Here is a 19186-nt window from a genome sequence, read left to right as displayed (position 1 = left end):
TAAAAATCTTAGTGTTTAACACTGAATACAAGAAAGAAACATAACCTAAATTTTATTTCGGAGTATCAAAATGAAAAAAGCGTTTTTTTGCGGTGTTGATGTTTCTAAAGATAAAATCGACGTTTGTTTTTTAACTTCTATCGCAAGTGAAAAAGCTAAGTTTGAAACCCTGCCTAACAATTATGAACTTATTAAAGTTTATTTTAATAGTTTTAAAAATGATGAAATTTTAGTTGTTTTTGAAGCAACTTCAAATTATCATTTAGCACTTCAAAAGGCTCTATCTGATTTAAATATTAGATATAACGTTACAAATCCATATAAGACTTCTTTGTTTTTAAAGCATCTTAGCACTATAAAAACTGATGTAAGTGATAGTTATGGTTTGGCTGTTTATGCTAGGACCTTTAAAAGCGAAATCCTGCCTGATAAATATAACGCCGAATATTTACAAATTAAAAGTTACAATTCGACTTTAAATTTACTTCAAAAGCTTAACACTCAACTTAAAAATTTTAAACAATCTCAAAAAAATGTAAATAATAGCGTTATTGATGACGTTATAGAAAATCTTATAAAAGAGATCGCAAAGCTTCAATCTATGCTTCAAAAGTTGGCTTTCGATCTTGTTAAAAAAACTATTCCTGAAACCGAAGAAATTATTAAAAGTAATAAAGGCTTTGGCATCGATCTAGCTTTAAATTTATTCCCACAACTGCATTTTAATCGTGATAAGTCTGAAAAGCAGTTCATTAGTTTTCTCGGTCTTAGCCCTAGAATTTTTCAAAGTGGATCAAGCGTGTATAAAAGCCAAAAGATAAATAAAATGGGTAGCTCCAACATAAGACGTATTTTATTTATGTCCGCTTTGTGCGCCGTTCGTTTTAATGAGAAATTTAAAGCACGTTATGATCGTTTAATCGCTAATGGTAAAAAGAAAATGGTTGCTATTGTTGCTGTTATGTGCGCGATAGTTCGCTATTTAAAAAGCTTGTTTCCATTTCATGCTGAGATAAAGGCTATTTAGTGCGAAAGATACATTACAAGCTTATTCTTTCAGTCCTTGAAATTTTATCAACTAAAACAACTTTAACAAGGGCTGATCTTTGCGATCATTTAAAGATTAGCAAGGCTTATCTTTCGCAGATTATTGGCAATAGATATTTACTTAAAAATCAAATTTTTTCAAAAAGGATAAACAATGGCAAAAAGCACAGCTCCATTAATGGATAGCACAAACGAAACACTTTATCGCGAAATTTACCAGTCGCTTAATCAAAACGCTGATTATTTCGAACAAAAGATAAAGGTTCTAAAAGTTAAGAAGATTGAAGGCAAACAAAAATTTGACAAGGACAATAATCCAGTTGTAAATGAGTTTGGCGAGTTTGAGAAGTGGGATGATAGCTATGTTGTCACTTTCGTTGCGCTTAACAGCGGTGGCGAGCATACGACGAGAATAACGCAAGAGCAATATTTAGACTTAAAAGAAGATGAAGTATATATTGCTAGTGGCAAGATTGAATATAGACTTTACAAGGATGCTTATAACTCAACCCCCGTTGTTGTTTTTAATAAATTTGTCCCTGCCATTGATAGCTTTGTCACGGCAATGCTAAAAATGGAGAGTATAAAAAACGGCTCAAATGCTTGAAAAATAGGGGCTAGAACTTAGCCCCACGCCTAGACTATCAGCAAGGTTAGGCGGGACAAGCTAAACTTTACTTAAGGTTAAAGAAAATGATTTATAAAGACGATAGATTTAAAATACTTCATCAAGGTATCGACACTTTAGTAATTGGGGTTAATTGCACCGATGAAAAATATTTTAATACTAAATTTTCGGCTTTTATTCGTAAAATTGCTATGCTTAAACAGCAGGCGCAAAATCTTCGCACGTTTGGCGAAAAGTATGTGCTTGATGATTTGGGCTTTGAATATGGTAATTTCAAAGTATCAAGTAAGGGTTTGGGGCAATATTTTGGTTATTTTGCAAATGATGATATTTTTTGCACTATTTCGGACACAAAATTTAAGCCAAAGGGGCTATATCATTTAAAAATTCAGTTTAGAAGTGTATTTTTGCTTAAATATGGGCATATTAGGGCTTATGAGTTTGTAAATAAATTTTTAAATGATATATTTGGGGTAAATTTCCGTGTAAGCGTGCTAAGGCTTGATCTAGCTACTGATGTAACTGGGATAAAATATACTCCACAAGACTTTTTAAAATTTAGAAGTTTAAAGAGAATTTCTAATTACTCCGATCAATATAAAAAAGATGATGACGATTTAATAATTGATGAAAATTCGGCTATTTTTAGCGATATCGCCGAAATAAATGTAAATAATTTTATGCGTTTTACGCGTTTTGAAGGTGTAAGCTTTGGCAAAAATCCACACATGTTTAGGGTTTATGACAAGATAAAACAAGTTCAAAGCAAAAATATATCTACTCTAATTTTTACGAAATGGGAGATTAACGGATTTAATCCAAAAATCGATCTTTTTGTTTTCAGACACGAAGCAGAATTTGGACGTTTGGCAATTAAAAGGCTAATTCCTATCAATGAAGAAAACGAGATAAACTATATTTTCAGCCATTTAGGGGCATTTTGGTCGCAGGGGCTTAGCATTTGTAAATGGTATGATCTAACTGATGATGAAGTCAATCGTTTAACTGCTGGGGCTATTCAGTCTGAAAGCGTGCGTAAAATTTACCAAAGATGTGATCTTGATACTAATCGGCTTAAATTTTGGGATTTTATATCTACTTGGGGCGATGATAAATTTAAAGCTCTTACTATGCATGATCTTATTCAGTCAAGAGATATCAAAAAAGCAAAAATGGCTTTAAAGGCTTTTGTTAGTGCGGTTTATACAAATTTAGGTGTTAGCGGTGAAAATTTTATTTATGTTTTCACCGAAACCTTAAAAGACCTTGAAAAGGACGGCTTAAGTCTTCACGAATATGGTTTATCAAAGCTTGCAGGTAATTTTTTAAAAAATGAAAAGACTATAAAAAATCAAAATTTAGATGTTGATAACCCGCTTTTTGATGTTTTTACTGCTTCTTTAAGTGATTTTTTTGTTGCAATTTCTCAAATAAGAAATAATGATTACAAGCGTCCTATTGAAACGGCTTTAAAGGCTATTAAATGAAGAAGTTAAATGCTTATGGTAGCTTAATAAGTGATCTTTTGCGTGGTGGTGATGAAATTTATTGTATTGATATTAAAAGCCCCTTTATTAAAAGGCTTTATGCTAAAAAGTTGGGCTTTGTTTGGGCTGATATTGTTGTTGGTAGCCGTCGATCTTTGTATTCTGCTTTTGACGAATTAAACGAGCTTTTTAAGCAGACAAATTTAAAAAAGCTTTTAGAAGATCACGGCTATTCGCTTCGAAATGGTCGTAAATATATATTTGCTATTAAACAATTTAAATTAGATTTATTTTAAGGAGTTTTTATGTCACTTCAGTTTTCTGATGTTGTTCGTGGTGCTGAATTGCCTCATTATTATGCTTCTACTGCTAAGGGGCGGATTAGTTTTGTTTTTCATCATGTATCTGATCGACCTTATTTCTATGAAACTTCTAGCATTCAATTTTATAAAAATACTGATACTAATACTTTGATGATTAAAGATTTTTCTTTTCCGCTTTATAATGGTAATAATGAATTTTTTAGTTGTGATCGTATGCTTTTTCGTGGTTTTGGTTTTAAGCCTTCTTTTGATTATTATGTTAGTGGGCTTTATCCTGAAGTTGATTATGGCACGGCATCTTCTGCTTTAAAAGCTGAGCTTGACTCTTTGAAAGCAACTTTTGTAGATGGCGATAGACCTTCTTTTAAAGATTTATCTTTAAATTTAAATAATAATGGTAATCCTTTCGCTTCTTTAGCTCCCGGTTCTCTTGTTGCTGTAAGTGGTTTTACTAATTTGTTTCTTGTTAATAAGGCTTATTCTTTACATTTGAGTTCTTTTAAAATTATTGTTTTTTATGAGCTTTGGAGTATTAATTTTGCTTCTTCGAAATTAAATGAAATATTTTTGCAACGTCTTTTTTGTCCTGCTTCTTTACTTGATCGTGCAAATTTAGATGATGCAAAACAATATAAAGAGGCTGTTTTACTTCGTTATATTTTTGGTGGTAATAATTTTGAAGAAGTAACTGGTTATCAAGAAGAAGAAGGCGTTGATTTTAAAATTGGTATTGCTAATGTTCTTGATACTCCACATATGGATACTTTATAATGCCAGCTCGTATTAATTCTAATTTTTGGTCTGCTCCAAAAAATTCAAATGATTTCAAGCCTATAACAATTAATTCAGCTGATGTTACTGCTGGGGCTGGTGGTATCGTTGCTGGTGCTGCTTTGTTTGGTCTCAGTAAATATGTTGAAAAGCAGTTGCAAAATAGCAGTTCTTCAGATGAAGTTTTAGGCAATATTGTTACTAAAAATAGTGAAGTTGTTTCATCTATTAAAACTGAAAGTGAGAAGCCTGCTCCTGCTGATGCTTCTAAGTTGGGTAATTTTTTGCCTAATACAAATTTACTTAATATTCTCGCTAATCAAAATCAAATTTTGCAAATTCTTTGTTCTGGGTTACTTTCTTCTTCTTTATCTGCTTCTCAATCCGTAGAAGAAAACAAAAATGTAAATCCAAATGATAAGAGCAAGGCTGAAGCAAATCAAGAAGCTATCGTTAGGCGTGAAAATTTATATAGTCAGCCTTTTACCATTAAAGGACGTGTTATAAAAGACAGTAATGGTTTTTGGCTTGATCCTATCACTCAAAAGTTTTATAACCCTATAAATGGTGATCGTATTTTTGAAAATGATTTAACTTCTTTTAAAACTGAAACTCATACAAATACAAATGTTGGTAGTGGTTCGGTTGTTTCGGCTGATGTAAATTTTAAAGAAGTTCTAAAATCTCAAGCAAATATTAATAGCGAAATTTCTAAATATATATCAACTATCGGTGAAAATCAAAAAATTTATAATCAAAATTTAATTAAAGTCGCTGAAAACTCTGCTAAGCTTGTTGATAGCACAAAGGGTTATTCGCAGGCTATAAAAGAAGGCTTGGCAGGTGTAAAACTTGATGCAAAAGTTGATGTTAAGAATCGTGTTGATGCTTCTTTGAGCCTTGACCGTCCTGTTGAAATTTCTTTGCCAGCTTCTTATGCTGAAAATCAAAAAATACTTAGTGAAAACTCTACCAAAACACTTGAAATTTATAAAGAAAAGGCGGAGTATGATAAAACTTCAGTTGCTATTAAAGACCTTGACGGCAACACTATCGCAAAGGCTTCGCCGCGTGAGATAGCTTTATCTCGTCAAGCCGTTCAAGCTCGCACTTATACCGATGAAAATAATTTTGAGCTAGATAATGAAGCTCTTGATCTTTTTGATTTGCCTATGCCAAATTTTAAAGATCTTTTTGATACTGAATTACCTAGTAAAACATTACTTAAGGATGTTAAATAATGGCTGAGAAACAATCTGAAGCAGGTAGAATTTTAAAACTTGGTATTGATGAGATGTTTGAAGACCTTACTTATAATGTTGCTTACGATCAAGTTTTAAAACGTTTAAAAAATAGTGGTATGGATGACGGCATTTTAAAGGATGCTATTAATAGCGGTATTACGATTATGTTTAGCGCCGCTTTGATGAAATATATCCAAATTCAAGAAAATGTAGTTAGCAAAATAATGTCTATTGTTTATGCTGGTGTTATCGCTTTACTCTCTCCGCTTGGTCGGTATGCTAAAAATAAGCTTGGAAAGATTAAAGGAGCAAAGCTTAATCGCATGATTGGCTTTTTAACTGGTAATTTTTCTGATCGTGTTGGTGTTGCTCAAGTTCTTGTTAATTGTGGTAACCAAATCATTAATACTAATAATTCTAATAGCTCCGCTTTACAAAATGCAAATGTTATTGTTGGGCAGCGTCAGCATATTTTAGAAACTAAAAATCAAGAATTTCAATATGCAAAGGCTAAGGTTGATAATATAAATCAAACTTTGCTTTTTAAGCTTTTTAGCTCTCGTTTCACTCCACAAGATAAAGAAGTTTTAAGGCGTATAACTGGAAGTGATAAGATCGATATCGATGCTTTAAATCACGTTGCTGATTTTATGTTTGTTACTGATGATAGTGGTAATGTTTTGGGTCTTAGTGAGATGTTTATTACTATGATGAACGGCTTGGGTTATTTTAGTGGAAAGGATAAAAATCGTGGCTCTTGATTGTGAAAGTGCATTTGCTGAAGAGATGAAAAAGTTTGATACTCTTGGGGCTATTCTTGCTCGTATTGAGAAAATTTTAAACGATCATATTGTTAATAAGCCTGAAGAGAAAAAGGATATTGGCTCTCTTGAAGAGACAAATCGTCTTCTTAAAATTCTTTGTCAAGATCTTGTAGGTAAAGAATAGTGGTATCTCTTTTATGTGGGTGTTGTGCTGAGAAGCCTATTACTTCACTTAATGTTACTCGTGTTTTTCGTTGTTTTTTTGAGATTAATCCTATGACTTATCGTTGGTATAGAAAAAATGAGAATAAACAAACTCAGCTTATGGCTCGTCTCAATGCTTCTAGATATGATTTTTCTTTAAAAGATGATGTTGATCTTTTTAAAACGCTGTTTTATATGGCTAATTATCATGATTATTATTGGGAGCAAGCTAATGCCCCTTTACATATGTTTTTCCCTGATCCTGACAACGAAGATGATTTCCGCTATGCTTTGGGTGCTGATTTTTTGACCCCTTTTGGCAATGATACAATGGTTGAGTTGCCTAGTGCTTCTGATATGTCTTCTTATTTGGTTCCTGAGTTGCTTTTTGATAATCCTACTTCTGATTTTTTTTATTTTTTTACTTCTTGCGTTCTTGATTTTGGTAAGTGTAAAAGTGAGCTTGATTTTTATGACCCCCATTGTTATGGCTCTTCAAGTCCTTTTTTCTTTGTTCCCGGTGTTTCTAGTGTTTTTAATCGTTATGGTTCTTCCCCTGATTTTGTTGTTCGTCTCCCCTTTCATTCTGCTTTTTTTAATCTTTGTAGTTCTGGTTTTGTTTATGATTTTCCGGATTTTTTCCCTTTATTTAAGCAGGGTTTTTTATCTTCTTATCAAAAATTTTATGATGATGTTATGGCTTGCAAATATCATAAATCTTGTTTTTCTGTTTTTAAATTTTTAAAAAAGGATTATTATGCCTATATACAAAATAACTCAACAACAAGGTAATCGAGTGATCACTTCTACGCTTGAAGCGAAGAGCGTGCCTGATCTTGTTGCTTTTCTTACTGCTGTTTCGACTGCTGAAATAAAATATATTTATAAAGTTGAGTTTGAAACTCAAAAAACAACTTTCCCCCCTGATGACTTTAATTACAATAAGCAATTTAAAGCTTTTGTATCTAATAAAAATCGTATGTGTAAGCAAATTTTACTTCATAATGTTAAGAAAACTAAAAATGAAAATGAATTATCTACGCTTATTAAAACGCATCTTGAAGTTGGCGGTTTAGCTGTTAAAGGGGTTTCTTGTTCTTTATTTATGGATAAGTAAAAATTAATCTTGCTTATCTATAATTACATTAATTCTATTTTTTAGAAAGAAAGGACTATTATGCTTAATAAATTTTTTTTATTATGTTTGTTTTTTAGTCTTTCTTTTTCTAGTTCAAGATTTGATAATTTTAAAAAGGCTTTTATGGATATAAGTTCTTCTGAAGCCGCTTTTGTTCTTTGTCGCAATTATTCTTATCTTGAAACAGTTTCTTGCAATGGTTATCCACCTTTGGTCGATAATGATAATTGTGTTGTCGAATATGTGTTGTTTAATGATGCTAATGCTTTGCATGAAGCTGAAACTTATCTTGATAAGCAGTTTTGCTCGGTAGATTTTTTAAGAGCTTTTCTTTTTTCTAAAGCTACTCTTATAGCTAAATTTTACAATTCTAATGGTTCTTTACAAAAGACTAAACGTTATAATCAGTATAACCGACCAGCTTGCACCTTACTAAGATAATCTTATTCTCGTTTCTGTCTTCTCTTCAAACACGGCATCACCACCGCTCTGCGGTGTGTGCCGTGTTTTCTCTTTCTTCCCCTTAAGTCTGTTTTTTCTCTTTCAGTCTTTACCCTTTACCGATCCTTCCCCCTGCTTAATTGATTTCGTTTGCGTTGTGGCGTTAGTTTTCTGCTAATGACTTAAAAGAAATTAAAATTTATAGTGTTTTTTTGCTAGCTAACGCCACGCAAACACATCGCGGACGAAAACCGCTAGCGGTTTGAGCGTCGCTGAAGCGTCCGCTTAATATATTCTTAATTATTTAACTTTTTCTTTTTTGCTTAATATTATCTCGTTTAAAACGTTTTAACAAAAAAAAACAAATCAAAAAAGTCTAAATGACGAGAAAGGATATAAAAAAAAATGTTAAGACAACAAATTGACGGACTTTATTCGAAAAGCCTTGTTTTTTCAACTGGTAGCGACGAAAGCGCTTTGATCCCACTTCTTGCTGGCAAGATCGAAACTTATTCCTCTTTTCAAGAAGGTGGCACAGCCGTTACAGCTACGCCAGACCCACTAAATCGTAAAAGTGTTATTGTTGGTGCTAAAACTCCGACAGGTAGGGTTTCAACCATGATAACCATTCCACACGTTAAGCAAAGCTATATGTATCAAAATTTTGTAGCAGATTTTAAAAATAATCTTAATGCTAGTTTTGATGATACGACTAAATGCGATTACGTTACTTTGAAATTTGATAGGCTATAAGGAGTAAAAAATGGCTGAAAAAGTTTTAATTAAAAATACGATAAATGGTAGAACTTATCATTTTTCTCTTCCTTGCTCTGGTGCAGAAGCGCAAACGTTTTGCGCTAATGCTCTTGAAGGCACTTATCACATTCTTTATAGGGACGCTGAGCAAGGCAATTCAAACGAGCCTAGCGTTATTGAATACACTATTACTGGCAAAAGTCAAGCAGGTCATAAGGCTACATTTAGCTTTTATTCAAAACCTAGTATTGACGAAGCTCAAGTAAAAACGGCTCTCGCTGGTAAAACATTTAACGGCGTTAAATTTGATGATATTTATATCATAAGTGCAAGAACTGTTAAATAATGTTTTCTTTTTTAAAATTTAGCTCTCTACTTAGTAGGGGGCTAGTTATTCATATCCTTGCTTATTCAACTCTAGTCTTATATATATTTTTTCTTAAAAATAGCATTAACGATCTTGAAGCTGAAGCAACTAAATTAAAAGCTGATCTAGCTGTTGAAAAGCTAGCTACTCAAAACGCTTTTTTAATCATTGATTATCAAAATTCTAAAATCGAGCAATTAAAAATTGATAGTGAAAAACTTTCTTTAAATAATAGCTCGCTAAGTCAAGAATTAAATAAACGCTTTGGTGAGATTAAAATACCTAACAATAGTGATTATTGCGAAAAACTAAAGTTTTATGATAATTTGCTTTTGGAGTTCAACAATGACTACTATAAGAAATAAAATTTACTTTTTTATCTTTCTTTCTTATATTGTGTTATTTGTTGGCTGTTCTGCTAAAGCTCCGCAAACTACTATCCAAAAGGTCTATATCCCCATAAAGTGTGATGTAAAACTTCCTAAAAAGCCTTTGTTTAATCCAGCTGATCCAGATAGTTTAAAGGGGCTTATAATCTATTATATTCAGATAGAAAATTTATTAAAAGGATGCATAAATGGATAATTTTAATAAAGATGATGATTATTTAATCGTTGTTTTTATTATAGGCTTTATCGCTTCTATCTTAAATTTTGATCACGTTGATTATAAAAGGGCAAAGTATAAAATTCTTTCCTTTCTTTTGAGTTCTCTTAGTTCTATGTTTCTTTGTTGGATAAGCTATGAGATATTTTTTTACTTCTTAAATAATCTTAAAGTTTCTCTTGCTCTTAGTGGCTTCGTTTCTTGGCGTGGCACTGAGTGGATAAATTCAATAATTGATAGAGCAATTAATAAAAAACTTGAAAAGGAGTAATAATATGACACTTGGCGAAAATCAAGAAGCGTTCATGCGTGACGTTGAAAAGCTTTTGATTTATCTTCATACAAATGGTTATTCTGTAAGGGGTGGCGAGCTTGAAAGGACGCAAGCCCAGCAAGAAATTTATTACAATACTGGTAAAAGCAAAACAATGCAGTCAAATCACTTAAAACGTTGTGCTATTGATCTTCATATTTTTAAAAATGGCGTATGGCTTCAATCTAAGCAAGACTTGCAAGAAATAGGTAATTACTGGACGAGCCTAAATAGTCTTAATCGCTGGGGTGGCAATTTTACTTCTTTTCTTGATACGCCACATTTTGAAAGAAATTGTTAAATATTCTTGACATTTATCTTAAAATCTAAGGCTGAAAATGGCTTTTATTTGCTTAAGCTAAAGCTTTCATCTATCAGGTCAAAAATGGTTTTTTGTGAGATTTTGGAGTTTAAATTTACGCTTATCCAGTGCTTTTTATTCATGTGATATGCTTTAAAAATTTGCCGCTCATCAACTAGCACCATGGCTAGATCTGGGCTACATTTTAGATTTAAAACCTCTATCATCTCGTCACTTTCAAGACCAAGCTTGCTTGCACTTAGCTGCATAAGTAGCGCAAACCACTTCTTATTTTTCTTGTGACGAAAGACGCTAAATTTTGGATATTTTGGGAAAATTTGCTCACCTAAAATGTCAAATTTCTCTTTTATATATTTTTCAACGTCACTTCGTTTCAAATTTCACTCCGAAATTCCTTTACAAAAGCACTCATTTTCGTGATCATCGATGACGCCAACGCCCTGTAAAAACGAGTAGATGATCACAGCGCCTACAAATTTAAAGTCACGCTTTTTCATATCTTTTGAGATGGGCTATAAAAGCTCACCGCTTACTGGCATATACTTGGCGATTTTTATGTCGTTTATCGCGCGCTTGCTATCTGTAAATTTATAGATATAGCTATGAAATGAGCCAAACTCGGCGCAAAGCTCTAAAAAGCCTTGGCGTTTTTGGCAGTGAATAAATTTAAGGCGGTTTTTGATAGCTCTATCATAGCTTAAAAGGCTTTGAAGCTTCTTTTCATCATAAAGTGCGATCTTTTTTGCATCAAAGCCGTCTAAAATTTGAGCAAGCCCAGCTCTTTTTCGTAGCACATAGTCCCAGCTAAGACCTGCTTGAAAGCCCTCTAAAATGAGCATTTCAAAGAATTTCTTATCATCTTTGACCACCCTGCCCCACTCGCAGCCCTGATAGCTCCTGCTAAATTCACTCTTTTCCGCCCAGGTGTAGCGTTTCACTTCCTACTTCCTAAATTTCGCCTCGATCTGCATAAAGCCCCAGATGCTTCTAGCCTCGCTAAGCTCCTTTTTACTAAGCTCATCGATCATCATCTCTTCATTTTTGCCAAGTCTGTTTTTGACCTCGCCAAATGGGCTAATAAGCATCGAGTCGCCGTAAAAACTCCACTGCTCGTCCTCACCCTTGTGGCTTCCCACGCGGTTTACGCGAAGCACATAGAGGTTGTTTGTGAAGGCTCTAACCTTTAAAAGCTCCTCCCAGCGCGCCTGCGAGAAAAACGTGCAAGCCGTTGGCACAAGCACGATATCGACCTTTTTAGCGCTCATATACGCCCAGCACACGTCAAAATGCGCCTCGAAGCCAAACATGACGCCAACCTTAAATTTCTCATAGGTAAAGATAGGTAAATTTAGCTCCTCGCTTGCATTGCTAAAAAACTTCGCCTCGTTCCAGTGCGCATAAGGCATAAGAATTTGCTGATCGTAGAGTTTTACTTGGGTTGGGCTAAATTTAGCTAGGCTCTTAAAAATTTCCTTGCCTTTTAAATTTATGATAGGTGCGATGATGTTTAGATCATACTTTTTTGCCATCGCAAATAGCGCCTCTTTTTTGCGCTCGCTCTGCTCTTTTATGAGGCTTTTTGGCATGCTGGCAAGCTCTTTAAAAAAGCTATTTAGCACGTATTCGCCAAGGACAACCAGCCTTACGTTTTCATCCGCGCAAATTTTAAGGTAATAATCAAGCCTTGCCTCGCTTAAGGGCTGCGTTGGTAGCTGAAGGGCGCAAATTTTACTCATCATCCACCTGCTTTATGCTAAGTTTTGCGTTTTCTAAAATTTCTCTTGCCTCGTTTAAGAGCTTTTTGCCCTGCTCATGCAGCTTTATGCTCTTTTCTAAGCTCACATCATCTTTATTTAGATCGTTTAAAATTTTATCCGCAAGGGCCAATTTCTCTTCAAAACTTTGCTCTTTTTGCTCCATTTTCTATCCTTTTAATATATTTTTTATATATCCATCAAATTTTTCTATCTCGACCAAAAAGGCGTCGTGGCCGTAGTTGCTATCTATCTCTACAAAATTTGTCTTTGCGCCTCTGCCCATCTCGCAAAGTGCGTCATAAATTTCTCTCATGCAGCTTGGCGGAAAGAGCAGATCGCCTTTAAAAGCGATGAGATGCAAATTTGCTTTGATCGGCGCAAGGGCATCTTTTAAGCTATCATAGTGCCTTGTGCAGTCAAAGATATTCATCATCTTTACGATGTATAGGTAGCTTAGCGGGTCAAACCTCTTTGGGAAGTTGTAGCCGTTATACTCCATGTAGCGATCGACCTGAAAATGCCCAAAAAGATCGTAAAGGCCGTCAGTTTCGACGTAGTTTCGTCCAAATTTCTTATCCATGCTATCAGGGCTTAAAAAGCTGATGTGCCCTGCCATCCTGCCATAAGCCATACCTTTTAGACCATTTTTTCTTATAAATTCCACATCGTATTCGCCGTTTTTGAAATTTTCATCGTGCAAAATGGCCTCGATAGCGATTTTATTAAAGGCTATCGCCCAAGGCTTAGTCTGATAGGTGCTTGCAAGCATGACGATATCCTGCGCAAATTCTGGAAACTCGATAGCGTAGCAAAGTGCCTGCATACCGCCAAGACTGCCACCTATCACGGCTCTTGCCCTCGTGATGCCAAGCTCGCTAAATAGCCTCATCTGCGCCTTTACCACGTCACTTATGGCAAGGACTGGGAAATTTAGCCTATACTCTTTGCCACTACTTCTATCAACGCTTAACGGCGAAGTCGAGCCAAAGCACGAGCCTAGGATATTTACGCAAATAACGTAAAATTTATCGGTATCGACCGCCTTTTTGCTGCCTATTAGCCCGTCCCACCAGCCAGCTTTCTCATCTCCTGCGTATGTGCCAGCAGCGTGGTGCGAGCCAGTTAGTGCGTGGCAGATCACGATAACGTTGCTTTTATCAGCATTTAGCGTGCCGTAAGTCTCATAAATAAGCTTGAAATTTGATAGCATACGGCCACTCTCAAGATAGAGTGGCTCGTTAAATTTAATAGTTCTAGTTTGCAGGTCTAACACTAATTAACTTTGTAGTTTGGTGCCTCGTGAGTGATAACTACGTCGTGGACGTGGCTCTCTTTTAGTCCTGCGCTTGTTATCTCAACAAATTCAGCTCTTTCTTGAAGAGTAGGGATATCTTTTGCGCCAACATAGCCCATAGCGCTTCTTAGGCCGCCTATTAGCTGATGTATCACATCTTTTATACTACCAGCAAATGGCACACGGCCCTCGATGCCTTCAGGCACAAGCTTATCTTGAGCGGTGCCCTCTTGAAAATAGCGGTCTGAGCTGCCCTTTGTCATAGCGCCTATTGAGCCCATACCGCGGTAAACTTTATACTGGCGACCTTGGAATGTTATAAGCTCGCCTGGGCTCTCCTCACAACCTGCTAGCAAGCTACCAGCCATAACGCAAGCTGCCCCTGCTGCAAGGGCTTTTGCCACGTCGCCTGAGTATTTTAAACCGCCGTCTGCGATAACTGGGATGCCATATTTTGCTGCTTCGCTTGCGCAGTCGTCAATCGCTGAAATTTGAGGCACGCCAACACCAGCAACGATCCTTGTAGTACAAATCGAACCTGGTCCAATGCCTACTTTTATGCCGTCCGCTCCTGCTTCTGCTAGGTCTTTTACGGCTGCTGGGTTTGCGATATTGCCAGCTACGACATCAACTTTGAAATTTGCTTTTACCTCTTTTAAAGTATCGATGATACCCTTTGAGTGTCCGTGAGCTGAGTCGATGACGATGACATCTACGCCAGCATCAACAAGTGCTTTAGCGCGCTCTATCTGACCCACGCCAATAGCCGCAGCCACGCGAAGTCTGCCGTAGCTATCTTTGTTTGCGTTTGGATACTCTTTGCGTTTTTTTAGGTCTTTTATAGTGATAAGCCCGTCAAGTCTGCCGTCTTTATCGACGATAGGAAGCTTCTCAACTCTATTTTGAGAGAAAATTTTCTCCGCATCATCAAGCGTGCAGCCCTTTGGTGCAGTGATAAGCGGTGCTTTTGTCATGCGGTCTTTTACCAAAACGCTCATATTTGTCTCAAATCTCAAATCGCGGTTTGTTAAAATTCCTATTAGTTTGCGGTCTTTATCAATGACTGGAACGCCTGAAATATGAAGATCTGACATAAGGCTTAGAGCTTCAGCCACTGTCGCTTCTGGATTTATAAAGATAGGATCGATGATGACGCCACTTTCGCTTTTTTTAACGCGCTTGACCTCTTTTGCTTGGCTTTCGACGTCCATATTTTTGTGGATGACGCCGATACCGCCGAGCCTAGCCATCATGATAGCAGTTCTATGCTCAGTCACCGTATCCATCGCAGCAGAGACGATCGGGATATTTAGCGTGACATTTTTGCTGATCCTGGTTTTCACATCAACTTGCTTTGGCAAAATTTCAGAGTATTGCGGCACAAGAAGCACATCCTCAAATGTTAAAGCTCTCTTTACTATCTTCATATCTTTATCCTTTTATTAAATTTTCTAGGCTCTTAGCACCATTTATCAAGGTCTGTTCGTCCCACGCTTTTGCGATGAGCTGGGCGCTCACGTTCAAATTTTGATCATCTTTGCCAACTGGCACAGAGATAGCTGGTAGGCCTGCTAAATTTACGCTGATCGTATAGATATCGCTTAGATAGGCTTGAAGCGGATCGCTGTGTGCTCCAAATTTATAAGCTGTGCTTGGAGCAACTGGCATGAAAATAAGGTCATTTTCTTCTAAAATTCTCTCATACTGAGCTTTTATATGTGCTCTTGCTTTTTGCGCTTTGATGTAGTAAGCATCGTAGTATCCGCTACTTAGCACAAATGTACCAAGCAAAATTCTTCTTTTTACCTCGTCGCCAAAGCCCTCTGAGCGCGAATTTACATATAGTTCTTTTAAATTTCTAGCATCTGCACGTCTGCCATATCTCACGCCATCGTAGCGGCTTAAATTTGCACTTGCCTCTGCGGTTGCGATGATGTAGTAGGCAGCGACGTCATATTTTGAGTCTTCAAAATTTGTATAAGTTACGCTGTGACCGTGTGATTTTAGCTTCTCTATAGCTAAATTTAAAGCAGATTTTGTCTGCTCACTTGCGTTTTCAACGTAGTTTTTAACAACGCAAATTTTAAGCTTTTTGTTGCCATCTATCTTGTCGCTAATGCTCACAAACGGCACATCTGCGCTCGTGCTATCTTTTGGGTCGTGTCCAGCGATCGCGTCATATAAAATGGCTGCGTCTTCTACGTTTTGAGCGATAGGTCCTATCTGATCAAGGCTACTTGAGTATGCGCCAAGGCCGTATCTGCTCACTCTGCCGTAGGTTGGCTTAAAGCCCACACATCCGCAAAATGCCGCTGGCTGGCGGATCGAGCCACCAGTATCGCTACCAAGTGCAGCTACTGCAAGGCCAGCTGCGACTGCTGCTGCTGAGCCACCGCTACTGCCGCCTGGGACATGAGCGTGGTTTAGTGGGTTTAGTGTTTTGCCGTAAAATGAGCTCTCAGTCGTGCTTCCCATCGCAAATTCGTCCATATTTGTGCGGCCAAATGGAGCTAAATTTTTACTAAGTAGCTTTTCGATGACAGTTGCGTTATAAGGTGCCACGTAGCCTTGTAAAATTTTTGAGGCACAAGTGATGTTCCAGCCTTTTACTTGGATGTTGTCTTTTATAGCGATAGGCACGCCCTCGCCTAGTTTTGCGATCTCTAAATTTGCTAGCTGCTCGATATAAGCGCCAAGCTCTTTTTCTTTTATGATCTTCGCCTCAAGCTCGGCTCTTAAATTTTTTATCTCTTCAGCTGAAAATTTCAAAGCTTCTTTTAAAGTTACCACTATTTTTATCCTTTAAATTTATTAACCAAAAATATGCCAAACAAGCTAACAACGACCACCGCAGCGATCGTTGCGACTATGATAGTTGCGCTTACTGGCTCACTTAGCACTTATGACCTCTTCGCATCTTGGGCATAGCGCGTCTTCTTTGCTAGCGTTAAATTTCCAGCATCTTGGGCATTTGTGAAGGTTGCTTGCTATGATCTTAAATTTATCGCCCTCTAGCTCAAACTCAGCTAGTGGCTCGCTATCATCATAAGCTCTAACCGAGCTTACCATGTAAAGATCAGCCACCTCGCGCTCATCGTAGCCTGTGATGTTGTGGTTTGTGGTCTCTAGGCTTAGCTCTAGAGTTGATTTTATCTTTTTGTCCTTCTTAAGAACATCCACGATCTCGTTAAATTTCTCTCTGCTGGCAAAAAGTAGCTCATCTTCAAAGCTAAGATCAAATTTGATTGGCTCATAGACTAGGTCAAACGCGTCTTTTGCCTCGCCTTTGATGATCTTTGGAGCGTAGTCCATCACCTCATCAACGGTGTAAGTAAGCGTTGGAGCGATGAGTGGCAAAAGTGCCTTTGTGATGATTGCCATCGCACTTTGAGCTGATCTTCTTCTTGGGGCGTCTTTTGCGTCGCAGTAGAGTCTATCTTTGCAAACGTCAAGATATACGCCGCTAAGATCGGCTGAGAGGAAATTTAAAAGGATGTTAAAACCCTTTGAAAAGTCGTAGTTTTTAAAGCAAGCGCTCGCATCGTCAAAGACCTTTTTAGCGCGTGCTAGTATCCACTTATCAAGGATGTTAAACTCTGTATTTAGGCTCTCAAGATCATTTACGTTTGCTAGTAAAAAGCGTATAGTGTTGCGTATTTTGCGGTACTGCTCGCTTATTTGTTTTAATATATCTTCGCTTATTTTTAAATCACTTGAATAATCACTCATGCCAACCCAAAGGCGTAAAATTTCCACGCCGTGAGTCTTGGCCACGTCTTGTGGAGCGATGACGTTACCCTTACTTTTGCTCATCTTTTCACCCTTGGCATCGACAGTAAAGCCGTGAGTTAGGATGCTCTCGTAAGGTGCGTGAGAATTTATAGCTGTGCTTACTAGAAGCGAGCTTTGAAACCAGCCGCGGTGCTGATCTGAGCCCTCAAGATACATGCTTGCAGGGTATTTGCCAGCGTCGTAGTTGTCGCTTTGTAAGACCGCATGCCAAGTCGAGCCGCTATCAAACCAAACGTCAAGGATGTCCATCACTTTTTCTAAATTTTCAGCCTTGTATTTTGTGCCTTTTGGTAAAAGCTCGTCTATACTTAACGCCCACCACGCATCAGCGCCTTTTTCTTTAAAGATAGCCACGATGTGGTCTAAAATTTCACTATCAAATATAACTTCTTTTGTCGCTTTATCTCTGAAAAACGCGATCGGCACGCCCCAGTCACGCTGACGAGAGATGCACCAGTCTGGGCGATTTTCTATCATAGAGCCTATTCTTTTTATGCCTACGCTTGGGTAGAATTTAACCTTTTCAAGCTCTTTTAGCGCTGTTTGTCTAAGTGTTTTGCCGTCTAGTTTAGCCTCGTCCATAGCTATAAACCACTGCTTTGTGGCTCTATAAATGACAGGCTTATGCGTTCTCCAGCAAAATGGATAAGAGTGTCTAAATTTAGAGACGCTAAGCAAGCTTTTGCCAAGTAGCTCTAAAATTTTCTCATTTGCTTTAAAGATGTGCATACCGACAAACTCATCTACCACATCACTTCTAAATAGTCCGTGGTGCTTCAAGCTCTCATCGTAGCAGCCGCCATCATCAACTGGCATCAAAATTTCACTAAAGCCATATTTCAAACATACGTAGTAGTCGTCCTCGCCGTGACCTGGCGCTGTGTGAACAAGTCCAGTACCGCCGTCCATCATTACGTGATCGCCTAGCAAAAATTTAGACTTTCTGCCATTTAGCGGATTTATCGCGTGAGCGTTTTCAAGCAGACTTGATTTAAACTCTTTTTTGACCTCGCCCTTGCTTAGACCACTCTGCACAACGCTTTCAAGTAGCGGCTTTGCAAAGATCAAATTTTCAGCTGTTAGGACGTAAATTTCATCTGGATTTAGGCTTATAGCTTGATTTGCTGGAAGCGTCCAAGGCGTAGTCGTCCAGATGACAGCGCTTGCTTCTTTTACGCCAAGCTTTTCTAGCGCGTCGCTATCAAGCTCAAATGCTACGTAAATAGAGTAGTCCTCTTTCTCCTCGTACTCGACCTCAGCTTCAGCCAGTGCCGATCTAGCCGCCCAGCTCCAATAAACTGGCTTGCTTCTCTCTACTAAAAGCCCCTTTTTAGCGATCTCGCAAAGCGCTTTGTAGATGTCAGCCTCAAACTCAAATTTCATCGTCATGTATGGATTTTCAAAGTCGCCGATGATGCCAAGGCTTTTAAATTCATTTCTTTGAATGTCTATAAATTCTCTCGCGTGCTGCCTGCAAAGCTCCCTGATCTCGACCTTGCTAAGCTCTTTTTTCTTATCGCCAAGCTTAACTTCTACTTGCTGCTCGATCGGCAAGCCGTGGCAGTCCCAGCCTGGCACGTAGCGGACGTTTTCGCCGTAAAAATAGTGCGTTTTTGTGATGATATCTTTTAAAATTTTATTTAGCGCATGGCCGATGTGAAGGTGTCCGTTTGCATACGGAGGGCCGTCGTGGATGTTGAAGCTTTTAGCCGCATTTTGGCGGTTTTTCTTCATTTTTTCGTAAACCTTGCGGTCTTCGTACCATGATTTTAGTCTTTGTGGTTCATTTTGTGGGAGATTTCCGCGCATCGGGAAATTTGTCTCTGGGAGTAAAAGCGTCTCTTTGTAGTCCATTTTTTACCTTGATTTTAAAATTTGCTAATTTTACACCTGTGCTGGTTAAATCACACTGAAAAATAGTATAATGAGGCA

General features: G+C 37.4%; 23 protein-coding genes and 1 pseudogene. 16 read left to right on the top strand and 8 right to left on the bottom strand.

Annotated features, from left to right (window positions below):
- Nucleotides 1-70: 70 nt before the first annotated feature.
- The 16 genes from G6W42_RS01455 (at nucleotide 71) to G6W42_RS01380 (ending at nucleotide 10390) form a co-directional block, all read left to right on the top strand.
- Nucleotides 71-1027 (top strand): transposase, encoded by a 957-nt coding sequence (locus G6W42_RS01455; RefSeq protein WP_194172668.1) that lies wholly within the window; start codon nucleotides 71-73, stop codon nucleotides 1025-1027.
- A gap of 174 nt (nucleotides 1028-1201) precedes the next feature.
- Entirely contained in the window at nucleotides 1202-1654 is a 453-nt protein-coding gene (locus G6W42_RS01450; RefSeq protein WP_148807322.1) for a hypothetical protein, read from the top strand.
- A gap of 86 nt (nucleotides 1655-1740) precedes the next feature.
- A complete protein-coding gene (locus G6W42_RS01445; protein WP_194172667.1) occupies nucleotides 1741-3162 on the top strand; it encodes a hypothetical protein in 1422 nt (473 codons plus the stop codon).
- Nucleotides 3159-3458, top strand: a complete 300-nt coding sequence (locus G6W42_RS01440) for a hypothetical protein (protein ID WP_194172666.1) — start codon at nucleotides 3159-3161, stop codon at nucleotides 3456-3458. Before G6W42_RS01445 ends, G6W42_RS01440 begins: the two co-directional genes overlap by 4 nt.
- Before the next feature lie 9 nt (nucleotides 3459-3467).
- Nucleotides 3468-4256: a hypothetical protein gene (locus tag G6W42_RS01435; protein ID WP_194172665.1), complete on the top strand. Its 789-nt coding sequence runs from the start codon at nucleotides 3468-3470 to the stop codon at nucleotides 4254-4256.
- Nucleotides 4256-5497: a hypothetical protein gene (locus G6W42_RS01430; RefSeq protein WP_194172664.1), complete on the top strand. Its 1242-nt coding sequence runs from the start codon at nucleotides 4256-4258 to the stop codon at nucleotides 5495-5497. The genes G6W42_RS01435 and G6W42_RS01430 overlap by 1 nt, the downstream gene beginning before the upstream one ends.
- Nucleotides 5497-6261, top strand: coding sequence for a hypothetical protein (locus tag G6W42_RS01425; RefSeq protein WP_194172663.1), 765 nt, complete (start codon nucleotides 5497-5499; stop codon nucleotides 6259-6261). The genes G6W42_RS01430 and G6W42_RS01425 overlap by 1 nt, the downstream gene beginning before the upstream one ends.
- Nucleotides 6251-6448 carry a hypothetical protein gene (locus G6W42_RS01420; protein ID WP_194172662.1) on the top strand — a complete coding sequence of 66 codons (198 nt, stop codon included), beginning with the start codon at nucleotides 6251-6253 and terminating at the stop codon, nucleotides 6446-6448. Before G6W42_RS01425 ends, G6W42_RS01420 begins: the two co-directional genes overlap by 11 nt.
- Complete coding sequence (locus G6W42_RS01415) at nucleotides 6448-7260, top strand: hypothetical protein (RefSeq protein WP_194172661.1); 813 nt, start codon at nucleotides 6448-6450, stop codon at nucleotides 7258-7260. Before G6W42_RS01420 ends, G6W42_RS01415 begins: the two co-directional genes overlap by 1 nt.
- Nucleotides 7226-7585, top strand: a complete 360-nt coding sequence (locus tag G6W42_RS01410) for a hypothetical protein (protein ID WP_194172660.1) — start codon at nucleotides 7226-7228, stop codon at nucleotides 7583-7585. Before G6W42_RS01415 ends, G6W42_RS01410 begins: the two co-directional genes overlap by 35 nt.
- Before the next feature lie 60 nt (nucleotides 7586-7645).
- Nucleotides 7646-8047 (top strand): hypothetical protein, encoded by a 402-nt coding sequence (locus G6W42_RS01405; RefSeq protein WP_103607843.1) that lies wholly within the window; start codon nucleotides 7646-7648, stop codon nucleotides 8045-8047.
- 405 nt (nucleotides 8048-8452) lie between these two features.
- Nucleotides 8453-8800, top strand: coding sequence for a hypothetical protein (locus tag G6W42_RS01400; RefSeq protein WP_012140358.1), 348 nt, complete (start codon nucleotides 8453-8455; stop codon nucleotides 8798-8800).
- Between the two features lie 10 nt (nucleotides 8801-8810).
- A complete protein-coding gene (locus tag G6W42_RS01395) occupies nucleotides 8811-9149 on the top strand; it encodes a hypothetical protein (protein WP_194172659.1) in 339 nt (112 codons plus the stop codon).
- Nucleotides 9149-9535 (top strand): hypothetical protein, encoded by a 387-nt coding sequence (locus G6W42_RS01390; protein ID WP_194172658.1) that lies wholly within the window; start codon nucleotides 9149-9151, stop codon nucleotides 9533-9535. Before G6W42_RS01395 ends, G6W42_RS01390 begins: the two co-directional genes overlap by 1 nt.
- A gap of 212 nt (nucleotides 9536-9747) precedes the next feature.
- Nucleotides 9748-10047 (top strand): hypothetical protein, encoded by a 300-nt coding sequence (locus G6W42_RS01385; RefSeq protein ID WP_107790733.1) that lies wholly within the window; start codon nucleotides 9748-9750, stop codon nucleotides 10045-10047.
- Nucleotides 10048-10051: 4 nt separating this feature from the next.
- Nucleotides 10052-10390, top strand: coding sequence for a M15 family metallopeptidase (locus tag G6W42_RS01380; RefSeq protein WP_194172657.1), 339 nt, complete (start codon nucleotides 10052-10054; stop codon nucleotides 10388-10390).
- A 44-nt stretch (nucleotides 10391-10434) separates the two neighbouring features.
- Here the strand turns inward: G6W42_RS01380 and G6W42_RS01375 are convergent, their stop codons facing one another.
- The 8 genes and pseudogenes from G6W42_RS01375 to ileS all read right to left on the bottom strand — a co-directional run bounded on the left by G6W42_RS01375 (nucleotide 10435) and on the right by ileS (nucleotide 19108).
- Complete coding sequence (locus tag G6W42_RS01375; protein ID WP_194172656.1) at nucleotides 10435-10788, bottom strand: MmcQ/YjbR family DNA-binding protein; 354 nt, start codon at nucleotides 10786-10788, stop codon at nucleotides 10435-10437.
- Between the two features lie 3 nt (nucleotides 10789-10791).
- Nucleotides 10792-11349: pseudogene (locus G6W42_RS01370) on the bottom strand (DNA-3-methyladenine glycosylase I).
- 3 nt (nucleotides 11350-11352) lie between these two features.
- Nucleotides 11353-12147 (bottom strand): carbon-nitrogen hydrolase family protein, encoded by a 795-nt coding sequence (locus tag G6W42_RS01365; protein WP_194172655.1) that lies wholly within the window; start codon nucleotides 12145-12147, stop codon nucleotides 11353-11355.
- Nucleotides 12140-12331, bottom strand: a complete 192-nt coding sequence (gene xseB, locus G6W42_RS01360; RefSeq protein ID WP_103589975.1) for an exodeoxyribonuclease VII small subunit — start codon at nucleotides 12329-12331, stop codon at nucleotides 12140-12142. The genes G6W42_RS01365 and xseB overlap by 8 nt, the downstream gene beginning before the upstream one ends.
- Before the next feature lie 3 nt (nucleotides 12332-12334).
- Nucleotides 12335-13441, bottom strand: coding sequence for a homoserine O-acetyltransferase MetX (gene metX, locus G6W42_RS01355; protein ID WP_194172654.1), 1107 nt, complete (start codon nucleotides 13439-13441; stop codon nucleotides 12335-12337).
- Nucleotides 13441-14889: an IMP dehydrogenase gene (gene guaB, locus G6W42_RS01350; RefSeq protein WP_103566481.1), complete on the bottom strand. Its 1449-nt coding sequence runs from the start codon at nucleotides 14887-14889 to the stop codon at nucleotides 13441-13443. The genes metX and guaB overlap by 1 nt, the downstream gene beginning before the upstream one ends.
- Nucleotides 14890-14893: 4 nt before the next feature.
- The gene (gene gatA / locus G6W42_RS01345) at nucleotides 14894-16252 is read right to left on the bottom strand and encodes an Asp-tRNA(Asn)/Glu-tRNA(Gln) amidotransferase subunit GatA (RefSeq protein WP_194172653.1); all 1359 of its coding nucleotides are present in this window, start codon (nucleotides 16250-16252) and stop codon (nucleotides 14894-14896) included.
- Nucleotides 16253-16351: 99 nt separating this feature from the next.
- Nucleotides 16352-19108: an isoleucine--tRNA ligase gene (gene ileS, locus G6W42_RS01340; protein WP_194172652.1), complete on the bottom strand. Its 2757-nt coding sequence runs from the start codon at nucleotides 19106-19108 to the stop codon at nucleotides 16352-16354.
- Nucleotides 19109-19186: the final 78 nt, after the last annotated feature.

This window comes from Campylobacter concisus, assembly GCF_015230015.1.
Taxonomy (GTDB): Bacteria; Campylobacterota; Campylobacteria; order Campylobacterales; family Campylobacteraceae; genus Campylobacter_A; species Campylobacter_A concisus_AF.
This window is presented reverse-complemented; position numbering and strand designations above follow the sequence as displayed.

Excerpts from the sequence above, each read along its gene's own strand:
- G6W42_RS01395 (WP_194172659.1), top strand. The coding sequence starts at position 8,811 with ATGGCTGAAAAAGTTTTAATTAAAAATACGATAAATGGTAGAACTTAT.
- G6W42_RS01455 (WP_194172668.1), top strand. The coding sequence starts at position 71 with ATGAAAAAAGCGTTTTTTTGCGGTGTTGATGTTTCTAAAGATAAAATC.
- G6W42_RS01380 (WP_194172657.1), top strand. The coding sequence starts at position 10,052 with ATGACACTTGGCGAAAATCAAGAAGCGTTCATGCGTGACGTTGAAAAG.
- G6W42_RS01430 (WP_194172664.1), top strand. The coding sequence starts at position 4,256 with ATGCCAGCTCGTATTAATTCTAATTTTTGGTCTGCTCCAAAAAATTCA.
- G6W42_RS01410 (WP_194172660.1), top strand. The coding sequence starts at position 7,226 with ATGCCTATATACAAAATAACTCAACAACAAGGTAATCGAGTGATCACT.
- guaB (WP_103566481.1), bottom strand. The coding sequence starts at position 14,889 with ATGAAGATAGTAAAGAGAGCTTTAACATTTGAGGATGTGCTTCTTGTG.
- ileS (WP_194172652.1), bottom strand. The coding sequence starts at position 19,108 with ATGGACTACAAAGAGACGCTTTTACTCCCAGAGACAAATTTCCCGATG.
- G6W42_RS01385 (WP_107790733.1), top strand. The coding sequence starts at position 9,748 with ATGGATAATTTTAATAAAGATGATGATTATTTAATCGTTGTTTTTATT.
- G6W42_RS01405 (WP_103607843.1), top strand. The coding sequence starts at position 7,646 with ATGCTTAATAAATTTTTTTTATTATGTTTGTTTTTTAGTCTTTCTTTT.
- G6W42_RS01365 (WP_194172655.1), bottom strand. The coding sequence starts at position 12,147 with ATGAGTAAAATTTGCGCCCTTCAGCTACCAACGCAGCCCTTAAGCGAG.
- xseB (WP_103589975.1), bottom strand. The coding sequence starts at position 12,331 with ATGGAGCAAAAAGAGCAAAGTTTTGAAGAGAAATTGGCCCTTGCGGAT.
- G6W42_RS01445 (WP_194172667.1), top strand. The coding sequence starts at position 1,741 with ATGATTTATAAAGACGATAGATTTAAAATACTTCATCAAGGTATCGAC.
- G6W42_RS01425 (WP_194172663.1), top strand. The coding sequence starts at position 5,497 with ATGGCTGAGAAACAATCTGAAGCAGGTAGAATTTTAAAACTTGGTATT.
- G6W42_RS01390 (WP_194172658.1), top strand. The coding sequence starts at position 9,149 with ATGTTTTCTTTTTTAAAATTTAGCTCTCTACTTAGTAGGGGGCTAGTT.
- G6W42_RS01440 (WP_194172666.1), top strand. The coding sequence starts at position 3,159 with ATGAAGAAGTTAAATGCTTATGGTAGCTTAATAAGTGATCTTTTGCGT.
- G6W42_RS01450 (WP_148807322.1), top strand. The coding sequence starts at position 1,202 with ATGGCAAAAAGCACAGCTCCATTAATGGATAGCACAAACGAAACACTT.
- G6W42_RS01435 (WP_194172665.1), top strand. The coding sequence starts at position 3,468 with ATGTCACTTCAGTTTTCTGATGTTGTTCGTGGTGCTGAATTGCCTCAT.
- G6W42_RS01400 (WP_012140358.1), top strand. The coding sequence starts at position 8,453 with ATGTTAAGACAACAAATTGACGGACTTTATTCGAAAAGCCTTGTTTTT.